Origin of the sequence: Bradyrhizobium sp. CSA112 (assembly GCF_029051645.1) — a bacterium.
Taxonomy (GTDB): domain Bacteria; phylum Pseudomonadota; class Alphaproteobacteria; order Rhizobiales; family Xanthobacteraceae; genus Bradyrhizobium.
Genome location: NZ_JAACFS010000014.1, coordinates 25,173 through 42,911 on the forward strand (window position 1 = coordinate 25,173; position 17,739 = coordinate 42,911).

13 protein-coding genes are annotated in these 17,739 nt (G+C 64.1%); 5 read left to right on the top strand and 8 right to left on the bottom strand.

Annotated features, from left to right (window positions below; all coding sequences use genetic code 11):
- Positions 1-2: 2 nt before the first annotated feature.
- Positions 3-893 (bottom strand): metallophosphoesterase, encoded by an 891-nt coding sequence (locus GWE18_RS22455; protein WP_275187884.1) that lies wholly within the window; start codon positions 891-893, stop codon positions 3-5.
- Between the two features lie 95 nt (positions 894-988).
- Between GWE18_RS22455 and GWE18_RS22460 the strand changes: the two genes are divergently transcribed.
- The 4 genes from GWE18_RS22460 (at position 989) to GWE18_RS22475 (ending at position 4,237) form a co-directional block, all read left to right on the top strand.
- On the top strand, positions 989-1,477 hold the full coding sequence (locus GWE18_RS22460; RefSeq protein WP_275187886.1) for an NUDIX domain-containing protein: 489 nt from the start codon (positions 989-991) through the stop codon (positions 1,475-1,477).
- Positions 1,478-1,540: 63 nt separating this feature from the next.
- Positions 1,541-2,674, top strand: coding sequence for a hypothetical protein (locus tag GWE18_RS22465; RefSeq protein WP_275187887.1), 1,134 nt, complete (start codon positions 1,541-1,543; stop codon positions 2,672-2,674).
- A 46-nt stretch (positions 2,675-2,720) separates the two neighbouring features.
- On the top strand, positions 2,721-3,656 hold the full coding sequence (locus GWE18_RS22470; RefSeq protein WP_275187888.1) for a glycosyltransferase family 2 protein: 936 nt from the start codon (positions 2,721-2,723) through the stop codon (positions 3,654-3,656).
- Positions 3,657-3,724: 68 nt separating this feature from the next.
- Positions 3,725-4,237, top strand: a complete 513-nt coding sequence (locus GWE18_RS22475) for an N-acetyltransferase (protein WP_275187889.1) — start codon at positions 3,725-3,727, stop codon at positions 4,235-4,237.
- A 36-nt stretch (positions 4,238-4,273) separates the two neighbouring features.
- On the opposite strand, the gene GWE18_RS22480 is transcribed toward GWE18_RS22475, so the two are convergent.
- The 3 genes from GWE18_RS22480 to GWE18_RS22490 form a co-directional block, all read right to left on the bottom strand.
- Positions 4,274-6,073: a cation:proton antiporter gene (locus GWE18_RS22480; RefSeq protein ID WP_275187890.1), complete on the bottom strand. Its 1,800-nt coding sequence runs from the start codon at positions 6,071-6,073 to the stop codon at positions 4,274-4,276.
- Positions 6,074-6,205: 132 nt separating this feature from the next.
- A complete protein-coding gene (locus GWE18_RS22485; RefSeq protein ID WP_275187891.1) occupies positions 6,206-8,596 on the bottom strand; it encodes a TonB-dependent receptor in 2,391 nt (796 codons plus the stop codon).
- Positions 8,597-8,702: 106 nt separating this feature from the next.
- On the bottom strand, positions 8,703-9,098 hold the full coding sequence (locus GWE18_RS22490) for a DUF2946 family protein (protein ID WP_275187892.1): 396 nt from the start codon (positions 9,096-9,098) through the stop codon (positions 8,703-8,705).
- Between the two features lie 483 nt (positions 9,099-9,581).
- On the opposite strand from GWE18_RS22490, the gene zigA reads away from it, so the two are divergent.
- On the top strand, positions 9,582-10,790 hold the full coding sequence (gene zigA / locus GWE18_RS22495; protein ID WP_275187893.1) for a zinc metallochaperone GTPase ZigA: 1,209 nt from the start codon (positions 9,582-9,584) through the stop codon (positions 10,788-10,790).
- 29 nt (positions 10,791-10,819) lie between these two features.
- Here the strand turns inward: zigA and GWE18_RS22500 are convergent, their stop codons facing one another.
- Genes GWE18_RS22500 through GWE18_RS22515 form a run of 4 tightly spaced genes read right to left on the bottom strand, consistent with a single transcriptional unit; the run spans position 10,820 to position 17,642 of the window.
- Positions 10,820-12,883: a hypothetical protein gene (locus tag GWE18_RS22500; RefSeq protein ID WP_275187895.1), complete on the bottom strand. Its 2,064-nt coding sequence runs from the start codon at positions 12,881-12,883 to the stop codon at positions 10,820-10,822.
- 3 nt (positions 12,884-12,886) lie between these two features.
- A complete protein-coding gene (locus GWE18_RS22505; RefSeq protein ID WP_275188011.1) occupies positions 12,887-15,697 on the bottom strand; it encodes a DUF4159 domain-containing protein in 2,811 nt (936 codons plus the stop codon).
- A complete protein-coding gene (locus GWE18_RS22510; RefSeq protein WP_057901175.1) occupies positions 15,697-16,641 on the bottom strand; it encodes a DUF58 domain-containing protein in 945 nt (314 codons plus the stop codon). Before GWE18_RS22510 ends, GWE18_RS22505 begins: the two co-directional genes overlap by 1 nt.
- Positions 16,641-17,642: a MoxR family ATPase gene (locus GWE18_RS22515; protein WP_275187896.1), complete on the bottom strand. Its 1,002-nt coding sequence runs from the start codon at positions 17,640-17,642 to the stop codon at positions 16,641-16,643. Before GWE18_RS22515 ends, GWE18_RS22510 begins: the two co-directional genes overlap by 1 nt.
- Positions 17,643-17,739 lie beyond the last annotated feature (97 nt).

The window sequence follows — 17,739 nt, forward strand, 5'->3', positions numbered from 1 at the left end:
CGTCAGGACAATCTGACGTGTTGCAATTCGCTGATATCGCCGTGATCTCCGAAGCCGCGCACGGTCTGCACGCAGCGCCATTTGCCGTCCTCGCGCGAGATCGAAAACAAATTGTAGGCAGCGGCGGGATAATGCCGGTGCGCCAGCGCCGATGCCGACGGCACGCCGATCGCGGGGATCTGGCGGCCGGCGCCTTCGAGCCACATCGTCGAATGGATGTGGTCGTGGCCGTGCAAGACCAGTTCCGCGCCGCGCCGCTTCAGCACGGCCCGGAGCGCCATCGAGTCCGTCAGGCGCTTCATACGCGAACTCGAATACAGGGGATGATGCACCAGCAGCACCCGGAAAGCCTCATCCGCGGACATCTGCGCCAGATGGCGATCCAGCGCATCGAGCTGCGCGCGGCCGAGCCGACCCGTGGCCATCAGCGGCAGCGTCGGCACCGCCGAGGACACCCCGATCAGCGCCAGCGGGCCGCGCCGGCGAACAAACGGAAACCGCGTTCCGTTCGTCTCGGCATCGCCGCGCAGATATTGCTCGAACGTGCCGGCGAAATGATGCCGCGTCGCCCGCACATAGGCGTCGTGATTGCCGGGAACGACGGTGACCTGCTGCGGCGTGCCGACGCTTTCGAGCCAGGCCTGCGCCGGGGCGAACTCCGCCTCGAGCGCCAGGTTGACGAGATCGCCGGTTACCGCAATGTGGTCCGGCCGCTGCGCCTGCATGTCGGCGACCAGCGCGTCGAGCACCTCGCGGTGGTGATATTTGTGGCGATTGCGGATCCAGTTGAGATAGCCGAGCACACGCTTGCCTGCGAGATCGCGAAGCCGCGCCGCAGGCAGCGGCGGCAGATGCGGATCGGACAGATGCGCCAGCGTGAAGGTATCGGTCATTCGCGCTCCGCCGCATTCTCTGTGATATAGAGCCGCCGCATGATCATGTCGGCGATATAAGGATCAAACGTGACAACTGTCCATCCGAGGTTGGCGTGACTGCGCTTCAGCACTTGCGAGAACGTTTCGAACCGCAATTGCGGCGGGCCTTCCACCTTTATTGGCGGATGGCTCGCGGCATGACGCTCGGGGTCCGCGGCGTCGTGCTCGATGGCGACCACAGGGTGTTTCTGGTCAGGCATAGCTATGTCGCGGGCTGGCATCTGCCGGGCGGTGGGGTCGAGGTCGGCGAAACCTTTCTCGAAGCCTTGCGGCGGGAGCTGGTGGAGGAGGGGCGGATCGAACTGACCGGGGAGCCGGTCCTGCACGGCCTGTTCTTCAACGGCCACGTCTCCCGCCGCGACCATGTCGCGGTCTATGTCATCAGGCAATTCCGGCAGGACCGCCCGCCGGATCCCAACCACGAGATCGTCGAGTGCGGATTCTATGCGGCAAGTGCGCTGCCGGCGGAGACGACCAGGGGCACGCGGCTCCGGATCGCCGAAGTGCTCGACGGCACGACGCCGATCGCCACCTGGCGTTGACGCCGCCAGTTGCTTCCCGTCCCTGCAACGCATAGAAGCGGAGAAACGGGGCGGGGGTTCGACATGGGCAGGATGGGGGTCCTGAAGCTGCTTTGCGCTATCGGCTTCTTGGCGGTGCTGGCTAGCAACGTCTGGAGCATTTCGCGCTGGAGCGAAAGCCGCGGTGTCTATGACGACATCTGCTATCTCCGGCAGGCGCATCTGTTCGAGAGGTTCGGCCTCCGAGGCATCGACACCAACGTCACCTTCGACGACGATCACAAGAACGGCCTGAAGGCGATCGGCTACGCGGAATGGCATGACGTGAAGCGCGCGCCCTGCCACCCCTTCATTCCCGCAGTGAACAAGTATGTGCTGCAGTATCCGCCAGGGACCGGCTTCGTCCTCTCGCTGTTTCCCACTGGATTTCAGGCGATCCCGCTCTACGTGCTGGCGAATGTCACGATCTTCGCGTTTGCGCTGCTTGCGCTGTTCCGCGCACGCGAACCGGCATCGCTCGCGCTGGCGGCGGTGTTCGGCTTTGCGGCGCTTTACCTGATGATCAACCCGAGCAAGGCGAGCTATTCGGTGCCGCCGACCATGATGGTCTGCGCGGCTGCGGGTTTCCTGACAGCAAAGCTGTTCGTGGTCCGGCAACAGCGCCGGCTTCTGATCATCGCGCTGGTGGGCCTGCTGATCGGTCTCTCTGTCAACTTTCGCCTGCCGAATCTATTTCTGGCGGCCGGCTATGGCCTGTGTCTTGCCGGCGCGTTCCTGATAGCGCGCAGCAAGGAGACTTTCCTGCAGGGGCTCGTGTTTGGTAGTTCGTTCCTGATCGGCATTGCGCCGACCCTGATCGCGAATGCGATCAATGCGGGAAGTCCTTTCTCGACCACCTATGGCAGCGTCGATGCCGTGCCGCCTGAACTGAATGCGAGCGTGCTCTTGAGCTATCTTGTTGACGTTCAATTCACCTTGCTGGCGATATCGGCCGGTTGGACCGCCTGGTTGTGGCGGTCCGATCGGGGTCGAGCCAGAGGAGTCGCCCTGCTGCTCGCTGCAAACCTCGCCGTGAACCTGATTTTCTTCATGACCCATCCGATCTTTACGCATTATTACATTATTCCGATCGACATGCTCTCCCTGTGGACCCTGCTGTTCGCAACGCTCGATTTGCAAGCGGACAAGTCGGCCTTCCCTAAACCGGCCAGCGCCTGATTGCGATATAACGCGCCATGGACAGACTTGATTCGGTGAGCGTGCGATGACGGTACCGGCGCTGCGGATTGCGGTTCTGGTGCCGTGCTTCAATGAGGAAGCCGCGGTCGCTACCGTGGTCTCCGATTTCCGCAAGGCTCTGCCGACAGCCGAGATTTTTGTCTACGACAACAATTCCAGGGACCGAACCGTCGAGGTGGCGCGCGCGGCCGGCGCCATCGTGCGTAGCGAGCGCCGCCAGGGCAAGGGGCATGTGGTGCGGCGCATGTTCGCCGATGTCGATGCCGACGTCTACGTGCTGGTCGATGGCGACGCGACCTATGACGCGCCAAGCGCCCCGCGCATGATCGATGTGCTCGTCAACGACCACCTCGATATGGTGGTGGGATTCCGCGTCGACCAATCGGTCGCTGCCTACCGGCCCGGCCATCGCACCGGCAACTGGATGCTGACAAGTTTCCTTTCCTCGGTGTTCGGCCAGGCGTTCAAGGACATCCTTTCCGGCTACCGCGTGTTCTCGCGCCGCTTCGTCAAGTCCTTTCCGGTGCTGTCCGACGGCTTCGAGATCGAAACCGAGCTGAGCGTGCACGCGCTCGAACTGGCGCTGCCGGTGATGGAAGTCGAGACGCCTTATTATGCCCGCCCCGAAGGATCGTTCAGCAAGCTCAACACCTGGCGCGACGGTTTCCGGATTCTCAGCACCATCCTGAAGCTGTACCGGTCGGAAAAGCCGCTGCGGTTTTTCACGCTCATCGGCGTCTTCCTGATGCTGGTCTCGATCGGCCTCGCGATCCCCGTGATCATCACCTATCTCGAGGAAGGCCTCGTTCCGCGGCTACCGACCGCGGTGCTGTCGATGGGCTTGATGATCGTGGCGGTGTTGTCGGTAGCCTCGGGGCTGGTGTTGGATACGGTGACGCGCGGCCGCCGTGAAATAAAGCTGCTGTCCTATTTGTCCCAGCCCGCCATTGGCAGGGATTGAGGCAATACAGGGATGGCCGCTTCCAGCGATGGACCGCGCCGCCGCCAGATGCTATCCCGCGCCCCATCATGAGCGAACTTGACGTCACCATCCTCCCCGAAACACCGAAAGACGCGCAGGCGATCGAACGCTTGCACGAACGCACGTTCGGTCCCGGCCGTTTCGTGCTGAGCGCCTACCGCCTGCGCGAGCATGTCGATCATCTGCTCGACCTCTCGTTTACGGCGCGGATCGGCACATTGCTGGTCGGCTCCGTGCGCCAGTTGCCGATCTGCATCGGCGATACGCCGGCCCTGATGCTTGGGCCGTTGACGGTCGAGCCGCCGTTCCGGAAGCGCGGCGTCGGCCGCATGCTGCTCGATCGCTCGCTGCAGGACGCCAAGGCCAAGGGCCATCGCCTTGTCATTCTGGTCGGCGATGAACCCTATTACGGCCGCGTCGGCTTCAAGGTCATACCGAAGGGACGCGTGATCATGCCGGGTCCCGTCGATTACAGCCGCCTGCTGGTGGCAGAACTGGTCGAGGGCGCCTTCGATGGCGTCTCCGGCGACATCCGGCCGGACTGGAGCAAGGCGACGTAGGCCCGGCGCGGCGGTGCAGCTCTGCAGGGCCCGTGGCTATAGGAAAAGTCGACGCTTTTTGGTGCCGGCCGCCGGCTTCGGCTCGGATCCTGCATTTCCGGCCGCCTGCTGCAGTTCGTGCCGAAACTCCTCACGCTTCTCGTGGATGGACGCAACGACCAGTCCCATCGCCACTCCCAGGCCGATCAGGGCTGCTTCTGATAACAGCAGGCTTGCCTCAATGGTTTCCGGCACTGCGTCGGTGACGCCGATCCTGTAGAGATGCCGTGCGTGGTCGGCGTCGCGAGCGCGCGAAACGATCAATATATCTTTCCGCAGCGCGCGAACCTGCGCGACGATTTCGTCGATGCCTGCAGGTTCATTGATCGTGACGATGACCGCCGCGGCTTCCATGAGGCCGCAGCTCTTCAAAAACTCCGGATTTGTCGCGTCACCGTAAAAGACGGTGCGCCCTTGTCTTCGCTGCTCCGGTACAGCGGCAGCGTCATTGTCGACGGCAAGGTACTTGAACTCATGGTGATCGAGCATCGCGCAGACCACCTGTCCAACTCGGCCATGTCCGACGACAATGGCATGGCCGCTCCCTCCTGTTGGCGCGACGGCGAGCTCGGGGGCGAGCGGCTTATCTTCGCGCACCATCGGCGCTAGCCGTCGTGCGACATGGGACAGAGCGGGGGTGAGCATCATCGTCAGCGATGTCAGCGCGACGGCGAAACTCGATACATTAGTGTCGATCAGGCCGAGCGTTGTCGCCATCCCGATGCCGACAAAAGCAAACTCGCCGCCGGGACCGAGCAACAGACCGACCTCGAGCGCTGCCGGCCAGGAGAGCCGAAACATTCGGGCCAGGAAGATCAGGATGATGGATTTTGCCGCGATCAACCCGGCCGCACCCGCGATCAGCCAGACCGGATCGCGGGCCAGTTCCCGGAAATCGATGTTCATGCCGACCGTGAAGAAGAACAGGCCAAGCAGGAGACCTCTGAAAGGATCGATGGCAGTCTCGATTGCTTTGCGGAATTCCGTCTCGGCAAGCAGCAATCCAGCGACGAAGGCGCCAAGAGCCATGGAGAATCCAGCCAGGGCGGCGGCCACCCCGGTTGCGACGATCACGAACAGCGTTGTTGCGACGAACAGGTCGCTCATGCCCACCGATGCGACCAGACGAAACAGAGGTCTCATTACCACGCGGCCAACGATGACAATCACGCCGAGTGCAATGGCGGCGTTGAGGAGCGCAAGAGCGAGTGTGACGACGACCGAGCCAGACTCGCTCGCGCCAAAAATGGAGATAAAGAGCAGGAGAGGAGCGACTGCCAGGTCTTGCGCCAGCAACGTCGCAAAGCTCGCCCGTCCCGCACTTGTGCTGAGTCGCCTTTGCCGGGAAAGAATCTCGACGACAATGGCGGTCGAGGACAAGGCCAGGCACGCGCCGAGGATGAGTGCTACCGGAGCTTTGTTCCCCACAAGGGCGGCGGCCGTGCCGATCGCCACCGTGGAGAGGACGATCTGCAAGGTGCCTAGCCCGAAGATCAGGCGGCGCATCGCCTTCAATCGATCGTACGACAATTCCATGCCGATCAGGAACAGCAGGAAAACGACGCCAAGGTTCGCAATGCCGGAGACGTTCTTGGGATCGACAACCGTGAACCAGTAGAGAAACGGGAAATGCTCGATGAACGATCCCAGCCCAAGAGGCCCCAGGATCGCGCCGGCGCCGAGATAGCCGAGGACGGGATTGAGGCCGAACCGCCGGACCAGCGGAATGATGACACCCGCAGTGCCGAGCAGAACGAGCGCGTCGCTGTAGACGTGAATATTGATAGGGGCAGTCATCTAGCGGTTGTGCATCTGCTTCCACGGGCTGGGAACACGACGGTGGATACGCGGTATCCACCGTCATTCCAAATGAACGTTAGCTGGTGGCACCAGCTAACGCCACCCCTGGGAAGCCGTACCGTCCGCGCTCTAGAACTTCAGGTTGGCAAATGCGCGCACGCCAATGCCCGGCAACAGGACCTCGTCCTTGTTGAAGGACGCCGAATTGCGGATGTTCTCGTTCAAGAGGTTGTTGCCGACGAGGCCGACGATCATTTCCCGCGCTCCGAACCAGGTGGGATCGAGCTTCGTCCTGTAGCTGACTTCTGCCTTCAACAGATTATAACCCGCGGTCGGTGTCTCGCCGATCGGGGCGATATCGTTCTGGGCGAAGGCGTGCAGCAGGTTGATCCGCGTCAGCCAATTGGCATCGCGCCAGAACAGGCCGCCGCCCACGCGCACGGGTGGGATGCGCGGGACATTGGTGCCGTCGTCGAAGGTTGCGCGGACGACGTCGAACTGGTTCTCGATGCCCCAGATGCCGCCGTAGAGCGGCCCTACGTCCAACTGGCTCTGGAACTCGCCGCCGCGGAAGGTGGCGTCGCGCTGCGAATAGATCGCCTGGTTCAGCTCGAGGGGAAAAGCCGGGTCCGCAGGACCGACGCAGGCAACATCCTCGCAGGTGTTGCCGGTGAGACGACGGAAAATGAAGCCATTGAACTTGGTGTAGTAAGCCGTCGCTTCGAATCGGAAGGGGCCGGTGGCGCGTCGTAGTCCGATCTCGATCGATTTGGCGGTTTCGATGCCGAGATTGGGATTGCCGATATCGAACGTTGCGGTCGCATCGTGCGGTCCGCGCGAAAACAATTCCGCCGGCTTGGGCGCGCGCTCGACGTACTGGGCGGTAATACTTGCGACAAGACCCCCTGGCAAATCCTGGAGCAGACCGACGCTCGCACTTTTCGGCGTGAAGTTCAGGTTGCGTGGTGTGGCAGGACCAATCGCGGCAGGGTCGACGTTGAGGTCGAACAGCTCCGGAACAAATGCCGGCGTCGTTCCGCTGAGACTGACATGCTCGATACGGCCCGCGATCTGCGCCTTGGTTGAGTCAGTGAACTTCAACTCGTTGAAGACGTAGCCGGCGACCCTGTTATTCTTGTTGGGATCGAACAACCCGTTGAGCGGGCTGGTCGGATCGTCCGGGCTTGATGCCGTCAGTTCCTGATGCCCGGCCTGCAGGCCGAAGGCGGTCGTAACAGCGGCAAAGCGCGCGTTGAACGGCGCCATCTGCACCTCGACGCGGCCTTCCTGCTCCTTGTTGGTAAAGGTCTGCCGCACGCCGGCCGACGAGAGATCGGCGGGATCGGCAAGACCGATCTCGTTGTGCTTGTAATCGGTGGCGCCCGCCCAAAACCTGACGGCGTCGATCGCGGCCGCATCCGGCCGGTATTCACCCTTGGCCGTAAATTTGGTCTGGCGCGCGTCGATACGGGTCTGGTGATCGGCGCCGTCGATGCCAGGGATACGATAGAGCGTATCGTTCTGCGTGACCGCCGCGCCGATAAATCCGCCATCGAAGATGTAGGAGCCGCCAATCGATGCACCAGCCGCCTGCATCGCCGAATTCGGTTGCCGGCCGTTGACCGGCCGGGTCTGGTCGAACAAATACGGATAGCTCGGAATGCTGTAATCGCTGGCCTTGCGGCCATAGGCGTCGGCATGAACAGCGAAATTGCCACCGCCGGCATCGATCAGGATGCCGCCATCGACACCGCGGTCGACGGAACTGACGGCCGTTCGGGTTTCGACCGTGACGCAGGCAGGAGATCCCACGTTTGCGAGCGGCGCTTTCGCCGGCAGTCCGTAGGTCTGGAACGGTGTCGCCGCGCATGAGGGCAGGGCGTCGGGGATGCGATTGTTGGTTGCGCTGACGACGCCGCCGATCGATGTCGATCCGTAGCGCAGCGCCGCCGGACCACGGATGACTTCGACCTGGTTTGTCGCCAGTGGATCGACCGGCACGAAATGATCTTCGCCGAGATCGGAGGCGCCGCCAGCGTTGGTGCCGTTCTCGAGGATGCCGACGCGATTGACGTCGAGGCCGCGGATGATCGGCCGGCTCGCGGCACCGGGCGCGAAGGTTGAGCCGGTAATGCCGGGCTTCGAGAACAGGAGATCGCCAAGCTGGGCGGTGCCTTGGCGGCGGATCTCCTCGTTGGGCACCACCGTGACGGTTGCAAATTGATCCGTGACGATCGGGAGCACGCCCTGTTGAGGCGCGGGAGCAGCCGGCGCCGGTTGTGGCGGCTGCGGCGCGCGCTCCCTGGTGCGGCCGGGCGCGGTGCGGGCGACGCGCACTGGCGTCTGCGAGGGAACGACTGCCCTGCGTCGCACGATCGGGCTTGGCGCCGTCACGGTGATCCCAGGCAGTTGTGTCGAGGAGGATGGTGCGTCCTGCGCCAGTGCCCCGTCTGCCATCGCGCATAGCAATAGCCAGCTTGCCCCACCGAAATGGAACGCTCGTTTCTTCTTGAATGTCATTGTCCCGATCCTGATCCCGTCGATGTGCGACGGATCGATTCCGATTTTCCCTCGGAGAGCCGCGTCCGGCGCGGCAACCCCTCGGGAGTGCATCAATCAATCGATGTTAGGCGGCGGGAGGCGCGCGGGACTGGAATGCAGGATGGAGCGAGCCGAGATGCGCGAATTCGGCCTCGGTTGTCAGATGGAGGAGTTCGATCGCCTGTGGCAGCTCCAGCAAAGGCGAGCTGGCAAACAGGAAATTGTTGGCCAGCGAGGTGACGGCGCAGATGACACAGGCATGCGCCGTATGCTGATCGGTCTCGTGATCGGAAGGCTGATGCTGCTGTACCTCGCCGGCCGCATCAAGCGCGGCGTGGGCAAGATCGGCGCCCGCCAGTCCGGGTCGTGGCGTCTGCGCGGCAGCCTGGTGGAAATGCCCGAACGACAGCGCAAACTGGATGGCGAGCGCGAGCAGCGCCAGCCGCGAGCCAGTTTTGATGTTCGACCGAAACCACTTCATGCCGACAGGCGCCCCGCATCGAAGGGCCGAGAGCACACCTGGCCCCCTCGATGTTATATTATAACATCAGGCATCGCTGGACCGGTCAACCTTGGCCCGTTCGCGTGGCAGCACAATCTGAACGGCCTGTGTGAAAAGTGCAACGGTGGACGAGCTTCATGAGTGCGCGCGCGCCGCCGTACCGCTCCCTGGCTCGGTCGGATGACCGAATGCGCTTGGACGCCGTCTCGTCTCGCGAGCCGACCACTCCGCGCGAATCGATAAGGGCCGAACACATCTGACGCATGCTCCTACGCCGACGAACAAAGCGCATGCCACCTGCAGAGTAATTGATCGACCGCCTCGGTTGGTCGGGCTCCGATTTTCCCGGTTGACAGCCGCTCGATCCTATATGTTATGTTATAACATAACATCTTCTGGAGTCCCAAATGCTTCGCCATCCCCGACTGGGACTCCGTCAACTGAACAGGCTCTTTGATCTCCATGCGCAAACTCCCCGTCACCGTCTTGTCCGGCTTCCTCGGGGCTGGAAAGACAACTTTGCTAAACCATGTGCTGAACAACCGTCACGGCCTGAAGGTGGCGGTGATTGTGAACGACATGAGCGAGGTCAACATCGACGCAGACCTCGTGCGCGATGGAGGTGCGAACCTGTCGCGGACTGACGAAAAGCTTGTCGAAATGACCAACGGGTGCATTTGCTGCACGCTGCGCGACGACCTGCTCAAGGAAGTTCGTGCGCTCGCCGAAGGCAATCGGTTCGACTACCTCCTGATCGAATCCACCGGCATTTCGGAGCCGCTTCCCGTTGCAGCGACGTTCGATTTCCGTACCGAAGAAGGAGACAGTCTTTCCGACGTGGCGGTGCTCGACACGATGGTGACGGTGGTCGACGCGGTAAACCTGCTGAGGGACTACTCATCGACGGATTTCCTGAACGATCGGGGCGAATCGCTCGGGGCTGACGATACGCGCACGATGGTGGATCTGCTGGTCGAGCAGATCGAGTTCGCCGACGTGGTGGTGCTCAACAAGATCGACGATGCTTCCAAAGACCAACTGGAAGCCGCCCGCAACATCATCCGCGCGCTGAATCCCGCCGCCGATATCGTCGAGACCAATTTCGCCAATGCGCCCTTCGAGCGCATTCTCAACACCGGGCGCTTCGATTTTGAGAAGGCGCAGCAACATCCGCTTTGGTTCAAGGAATTGTACGGCTTTGCAGACCACAAGCCCGAGACCGAAGAATACGGTGTCAGCAATTTCGTTTATCGCGCGCGCCGGCCGTTCGATCCCGCCAAGTTCCATCAGTTCCTGAAGGAGACTTGGCCCGGAGTCATCCGGGCGAAGGGGCATTTCTGGATCGCTACGCGTCCGCAGTGGCTGGGCGAATTGAGCCAGGCGGGCGCGATCGTCCGGACCGAAGGTCTGGGATTTTGGTGGGCCAACGTACCTGCAGAGCGCTGGCCGAACGATCCGTTCTGGCGGCAGTCGCTCAAGAAGAACTGGAACGAGCTATATGGCGACCGCCGACAGGAGATCGTCTTCATCGGCACGGCCATGGACCAGGACGCGATCAAGGCACGCCTGGACGCTTGCCTTGTTCCGGGAAAACCGGGAATGCACATCGAGGCGTGGGCCAGACTGGCCGATCCGTTCCCCAGATGGCGCCGCGCCGACGAGGCCGCATAAGACGGCGGTACTGAAGATCATCGTCGGGATCAGCGCCCCTCGCGCACCCAGGTTGCCGCAAACGCGCCGAGCAGCAGCAACAGCCCGACCAGACCGGCGAACATCGGCAGCACGCCGACGCCCTTGACGACACTGGCGTCGCGCATCTTCACGCCCATCCAGCCGTCGCCATGGAAGATGCCGGAGGCGCGCACCGGCACCACGCGCGGAAGATCGATGCTGCCGCTATCGGCCACGCGGCGCGCGTCGCCGCCGGTGGCCTGCGCCAGCGGCTTCAGCATCTCGGTCGTCGATGTGACCTCCGAAAATTCCTTCGGATTGGTCGGCCCGACATTGATCAGGGCTTTCAGCGCGCCGTCGGTTGCCTGCCACAGCCCGAGTTCGTTGGCGGGAAGGGTGGAGCGCCAGGTGCCGGGCTCGCTTGCCGTCAGCGTGAGTTCTTTCGTGGCGCCACTCGGCGACGTCACGGTCACCGGCGGCACGTTGTCGGCCATGGTCTGGCGCAGCACTACGAGGTCCTTGCCCTGGATCTGCAGGCGCAGCGCCTCTTCATCCAGGTCAGGCTGCTTCATCAGCCAGTGCGACGTCCGCCGCAGCAGATCCAGATGCGGCCCGCCGCCTTCGTAGCCGCGCGCCCACAGCCAGATGTGGTCCGACAGTAGAAGCGCGACCCGACCTTCGCCGAAGCGCGACAATAGCAGCAGCGGCTTGCCGTCGGCGCCGGTCATCACGGGCGCGCCGATCGCGTTGCGCGTGTCCACCGTGCGGAAGAAGCGGCTCCAGCGCGGCGGCTCGCTGGCGGAGCCTTCGAGGCCGCGCGTCACCGGATGGCGCTTACCGGCGTCGCTTAGGTGCGCATAGAACGGCTTTTCAGTGACGCCGACCGGTTCTGCTGGCAACACCGTATCCAAGGGCGTGCGCCAGATGCTGCTGGTCGAGGCGTAGTCTGGTCCGGCGGATACCAGCACCGCGCCCCCGGCGCGCACATAGCGCGCCATATTCTCGAAATAGGGGATCGGCAGCACACCCTGGCGGGCGTAGCGGTCGAAGATGATCAACTGGAAATCATTGATCCTCTGCTGGAACAATTCCCGCGTCGGAAATGCGATCAGCGACAATTCGTTGATCGGCGTGCCGTCCTGTTTCTCCGGCGGGCGCAGAATCGTGAAATGCACGAGATCAATGCTCGCGTCGGACTTCAAGAGATTGCGCCAAGTGCGTTCGCCGGAATGCGGCTCGCCGGATACCAGCAGCACGCGGAGCCTGTCGCGCACGCCTTCGATCGCGACCACAGCGCGATTGTTCACTAGCGTCAGCTCGTTATCGAGCGGCGAGGCCTCGATCTCGACGATGTTCGCCCCGGCATGCTTGATGTCGACCTCGACATTGGCGGTTTGGCCGCTCGAGAGCGTGCGCTCGCTGATCACTTCGCCGTCGCGGCGCACCACGATCCTGGCGCGCTGGCCGGTGACGCCCTGGTCGTCGAGCCGGTAGGTGATGGTCTGGGGCTGTCGGACGATGCCAAAGCGCGGCGCGGCCGAAATCGCGATCCGGCGGTCGCGCTCGTCCTTGCGTCCGGTGACGAGTGCATGTACCGGCGCCTGGAAGCCGAGGGCGGCGGCGTTGGCGGGAATGTCATGCACGCGGCCATCGGTGATCAGGAACGCGCCGGCGACGCGGTCGACGGGAACGTCCGACAGCGCCGAGGACAGCGCGCCGAACAGCTTCGTGCCGTCGGTCTCGCCGTCGGCCTGTCCGGCTTCGACGACCCGAACTTCCAGCCCCTTGATCTTCTTCAGCGTATCGACCAGCGCCTCCTGCGCCTTGGCCGTCTCCTGATTGCGGGTGCCGAAATTCTGGCTCGGGCTCTTGTCGATTACGACGGCGGCGACCGAGGACAACGGCTCGCGGTCCTCGCGCGTGAAGGAAGGATTGGCGAGGGCCAGCAGGATCAGCGCCAGCGCCGCGACGCGCACCGCAGCTCCGCGCGAACGCCCGAGCAGCAATAGCGCCGAGATCGCGACGATGGCCGCGAGCGCGATCCACAGCACGAGCGTCGGAACGAGGGGGGTGAACGCGATACCGTATTGCATGGCCTATTGCCCCAACCGCTCGATCAGGGCGGGCGCGTGGACCTGGTCGGCCTTGTAGTTGCCTGTCAGCGTGTACATCACGATGTTGACGCCGGAGCGGAACGCGAATTCGCGCTGGCGCGGCTCGCCCGGCGTCAGCGGCAGCATCGGCTGCCCGTCCGGCCGGTGCGCCCAGGCGCCGGCGAGATCGTTCGAGGTGATGATGATGGGCGAGACGCCGTCGCCGCCGCGTGCCGGCCGCGAGGCTGCATCGTCGTCATCCTCGCGCGGCAGGGTCTCGACCCAGGTCTGGCCCGAATTGAAGCGGCCGGGGAAATCGCGCAGCAGGTAAAACGTCTTGGTCAGCACGTGCTCGCGCGGCACCGGCTCCAGTTCAGGCACGTCGAGCGAGGAGAGAATTTCGCGCAAGGTGCGCATGCCCGGCGTCTGCGACGCGCCGTTCTCGCCCGGCGGCGCCTCGACTGCATCGCGCGTGTCGAAGAGCACCGTGCCGCCCTGTTTCATGTAAGCGTCGATGCGGTTGATGGCATCCTGCGGCGGCTTCGGAGCGCCCGGCACTACCGGCCAATAGATCAGCGGAAAGAACGCCAGTTCATCGCGCGCAGGATCGACGCCGACGGGATCGCCGGCCTCCAGCGCGGTACGCTGCGCCAGGAACAGCGTCAGTCCGGTCATGCCGGCCTTGACGATGGAATCGACGTCGGCATTTCCCGTGACGACATAGGCAAGGCGCGTCTGCGACACCGACTTGATGGCGAACTCATCGTTGCCTTGGGCGCGCGTCGGCGAAGGCGCGATCGAGGCCGCCGACAGAATCAGGGCCAACAGAACGGCGGCCGTCGCCGTGCGTCGCCGCCACAACGCCGCAAGGCCCGCGCCCAGCATCGCAACCACGACGGCATCAATCAGGAACAGCACCAGCGACGACGACAGCAGGATGCCGCGCAAATCGCGCGGTTCGGCATTGGTGTAGCTGGCGCGTTGCGCGCGCAAGGAGGATGTATCGAGCGGCGCGATGCGATCGGCCGAGGCCAGCGTGTTGACCGCGATCGGGCCGTCGGCTGGGCCGTAGAAGCCCGGCGGATGTTCTGAGGTCCCGCGGTCGCGATAATCCGCCGGCATCGGCTTGGCGGTCGAAGGCGGCGGGCCGAATGCGCCGAAACCATCGAGGGTGCGCAACGGCGCCACGGTCTCGACATTGGTCGCCTCGCTCGCAACGCCCGCACCGGGTTTCGAGGTGTAGCCGGACATGTCGACCAGCCGGCGCAGCATTTCGACGAAGCTGCCGGACATCGGCAGGTCCGACCAGCGCGAGTCGGCGCCGACATGGAACAGGCTGACAATACCCCTGCCGCGGTGCTCGCCGGTGACCAGCGGAGTGCCGTCTTCCAGCGACGCCCAGGTCTTGGTTGCGAGCACTGCATCCGGCTCGGCCAGCACCTGCCGGTTCACTGTGATGTCCTTGGGCACCGCAAGTCCCGCGAACGGGCCGTCGGCGGCGAAGGAAGCCAGATGCTGCGGCTTTTCCCAAGTCAGGCTGCCGCCGAGGATGCGGCCGCCGCGACGCAGTTTCACGGGCACCAGGTCATCATCGGCCTGCGCCAGACGGGGGCCGGCGAACCGCACCAGCACACCGCCCTGATCGATCCACGCGTTCAGCCGCTCGCGGATTTCCGGCGACAGCGTGCCGACATCGGCGAGTACGATCATCGGCAGCCGCTGATCGAGGAATTGCGCGATCACCTGCTGCGCCGCGCCGCGGTCGCCGAGCCGCACGTCGGCGAATGGCGACAACGCGCGGGTCAGATAGAAGGTCGACGCCAATAGCGGCTGGGCAGTATCGCTGGTCGCGCCGGTGACGACGCCGACGGCGCGCCGCCGCCATCGTTTGTCGAGCAGTTGCACCGCGCCGGCCGATCGTTCGCCCGATATTTCCAGCCGCGAGATATCGTTGCGTAGTTCGACGGGCAGATCGAACGCCGCTTCGCTCTCGCGATCCTGCATTCCAAACGCGTAGCGCGCCTCGCCGATCGGCGAGCCCTTGGCATCGATCGCGCGAACTACGCCCGCGGCGGCGCCGCCGGTGGTGCGCAGCACCTTGACCGTCATCTTCGCCGCGGCGTTTTCGGCGGCAACCAGCGCCTGCGCCGGAGCTGCGCCGCCCTCGAACACCGTCAGCTTGCGGTCGCCGATGGTCTTGCCGAGATTTTCGACAAATTCGGCGCCGCGCCCGGTATCGACGCCGTCGGACAGCCACGTGATCTCAGCGTCTCCAGTTGTCTTCAGGAAGCGGTCGAGCGCGCCAAGGGTGTCGACGCGATCGATGGAATAAGGCTTGGGTGCGATCTGACGCAGCGCGACCCGCGCGGTGCCGGCCGGCATCAGCGTGACATCACGCGCGGGCTCGGAAAGCGGAACGAGCGCGACGCCGCGGCGGTCGTTCTCGGCATTGGCGATCAGCTCGTCCGCGGCCTTGATCCGCGTGTCCCAGCTTGCAGCCGCGCTCCAGCCATCGTCGAGCAGGATCACCAATGGCGCGTTGCTGCCGCCGACCGCGGTCTGCGGATTCCAGATCGGGCCTGCGGCGGCAAGGATGACCAGCGCCGCGGCGGCAAGGCGCAGCGCCGTCAGCCACCACGGCGTCCGCGACGGGGTTTCTTCCTTCGGCTTGATGTCGAACAAGAGCCGCGTCGGCGGAAACTCGATCCGCCTCGGCCGCGGCGGCATGACGCGCAACAGCCACCACAGCACCGGCAGGCTCAACAGGCCCAGCAACAGCAGCGGTTGCGCAAAGGTGAGGGGAAGACCCGCTATCATGCGCTGCGCCCCGCCTTGACGGTTGAGCCGCGCGCGGTTCCCTTAGCTACCATCATGCCCGAATGCAAAAACAGCAGGAGCTCGGCGGCGGAACGGCTGGTGGTGTGGGTCGAGAACAACCAGTCGAGCTTGTTGGTCTCGCTGCGGATCTCGTCGCGATGCAGTGCTACGCGCGTGACGTAGTCGCTGGCCCAACTTTCGGCGCGGCCCGCGGTGATGACACCAAAGCCTTCCGGCTCGACGAATTCGACCCGGCCGGCATAGGGAAAGGTTTCCTCGGCGGGATCGACGACCTGGATGAGCGTGCCATGGGCGCCGGAGGATGACAGGCCGGCGAGCATCGTCCTGATTTCGCTCATCGGCGACCAGAAGTCGGACAATACGACAATTTCGGCCAGCGCCGACGGGACAAACGACGGCGGCAGGCTCGCGCGCACTGCATCGTCGTGCAACATCGCCTGCGCCATCTTGTCGATCACGTTGCGGCTTGCGGTCGGGTTCATCAGGCCGGGAATGCCGACGCGTTCGCCGCCCGAAACCAATAGTTCGGCGAGCGCAAACGTTACGATCAGGCCGCGCTCCAACTTGGAGTCGCGCGCACCCTTGGAGGCAAACACCATCGACGGCGAACGGTCGGGCCACAGCCACACCGTATGCGCGGCCTCCCATTCCTGCTCGCGGACATAGAGATGATCGTCACGCGCCGAGCGCCGCCAGTCGACATTCTGCGACGGCTCGCCGGAGACGAAGCGGCGATACTGCCAAAAGCTCTCGCCGGCGCCTGCGCGGCGTCTGCCATGCAGGCCATGGATGACGTTGGCAGCGATGCGGCGGGCTTCGAGCACGAGACGGGGAAGCGATGCGGCGAGCGTTCGGCTTTCGCCATCGGCACGTCGGATTGCTAGGATCTCCCTGGTCTCGTGGCTGGTCTCTGCGGCCATCAACCGATCCGCGTCTTCAACTGTCTGATCACGTCGGGAATGGTGCGGCCTTCCGCCCGCGCCGAGAAGGTTAGCGCCATGCGGTGCTTGAGAATGGGTTCGGCGAGATCGAGCACGTCGTCGATCGAGGGCGCGAGGCGGCCGTCGAGCAGCGCGCGGGCGCGGACCGCCAGCATCAGCGACTGGCTGGCGCGCGGGCCCGGCCCCCAGGCGATCAGCTTGTCGCCGCCGTCCTCGGAACTCGGACGCGCGGCGCGCACCAGCGACAGGATCGCCTCGACGACGCTGTCGCCGACCGGCAGGCGCCGCACCAGCCGCTGCGCCGTGATCAGAATTTCCGCGTTCATCGAGGCCTTGGCCAGCGTCTCTTCCGCGCCGGTCGTTTCGAACAGGATGCGGCGTTCGGCGTCACGGTCGGGATAATCGACGTCGATCTCCATCAGGAAGCGGTCGAGCTGCGCCTCGGGCAGCGGATAGGTGCCTTCCTGCTCCAGCGGGTTTTGCGTGGCGAGCACGTGGAACGGTTTGGGAAGATCATGCCGCGCGCCGGCAACAGTGATGTGCTGTTCCTGCATGGCTTGCAGCAGCGCCGATTGTGTACGCGGGCTGGCGCGGTTGATTTCGTCGGCCATCAGGAGCTGCGCGAACACCGGTCCCGCGATGAAGCGGAACGACCGCTTGCCGGTAGTGCTCTCGTCCAGCACCTCGGCGCCCAGAATGTCTGAGGGCATCAGGTCCGGCGTGAACTGGATGCGCTTGGTGTCCAGCCCGAGCGTGATGCCCAACGTTTCGACGAGCTTGGTCTTGGCGAGGCCGGGCACACCGATCAGCAGCGCGTGGCCGCCGGACAGGATCGTCACCAGGGTGTTTTCAATCACCCGGTCCTGGCCGAAGATGACGGTGGAGATTGCTTCCTTCGCGGCGCGGATCTGGTCGGCGACCTGCTCGGCCGACCGGACGATCGCGTCCTCGAGTTTCTCGACACCGTCTGCACTCGCCATGTCTTTCTCCTTCAACCATCTAACCGCTTCATGACGCCGCTGGTTGCGTCGTCATGCCACGAACCTCATGCTAAACCTGTGCAAAGGCCATGTATTC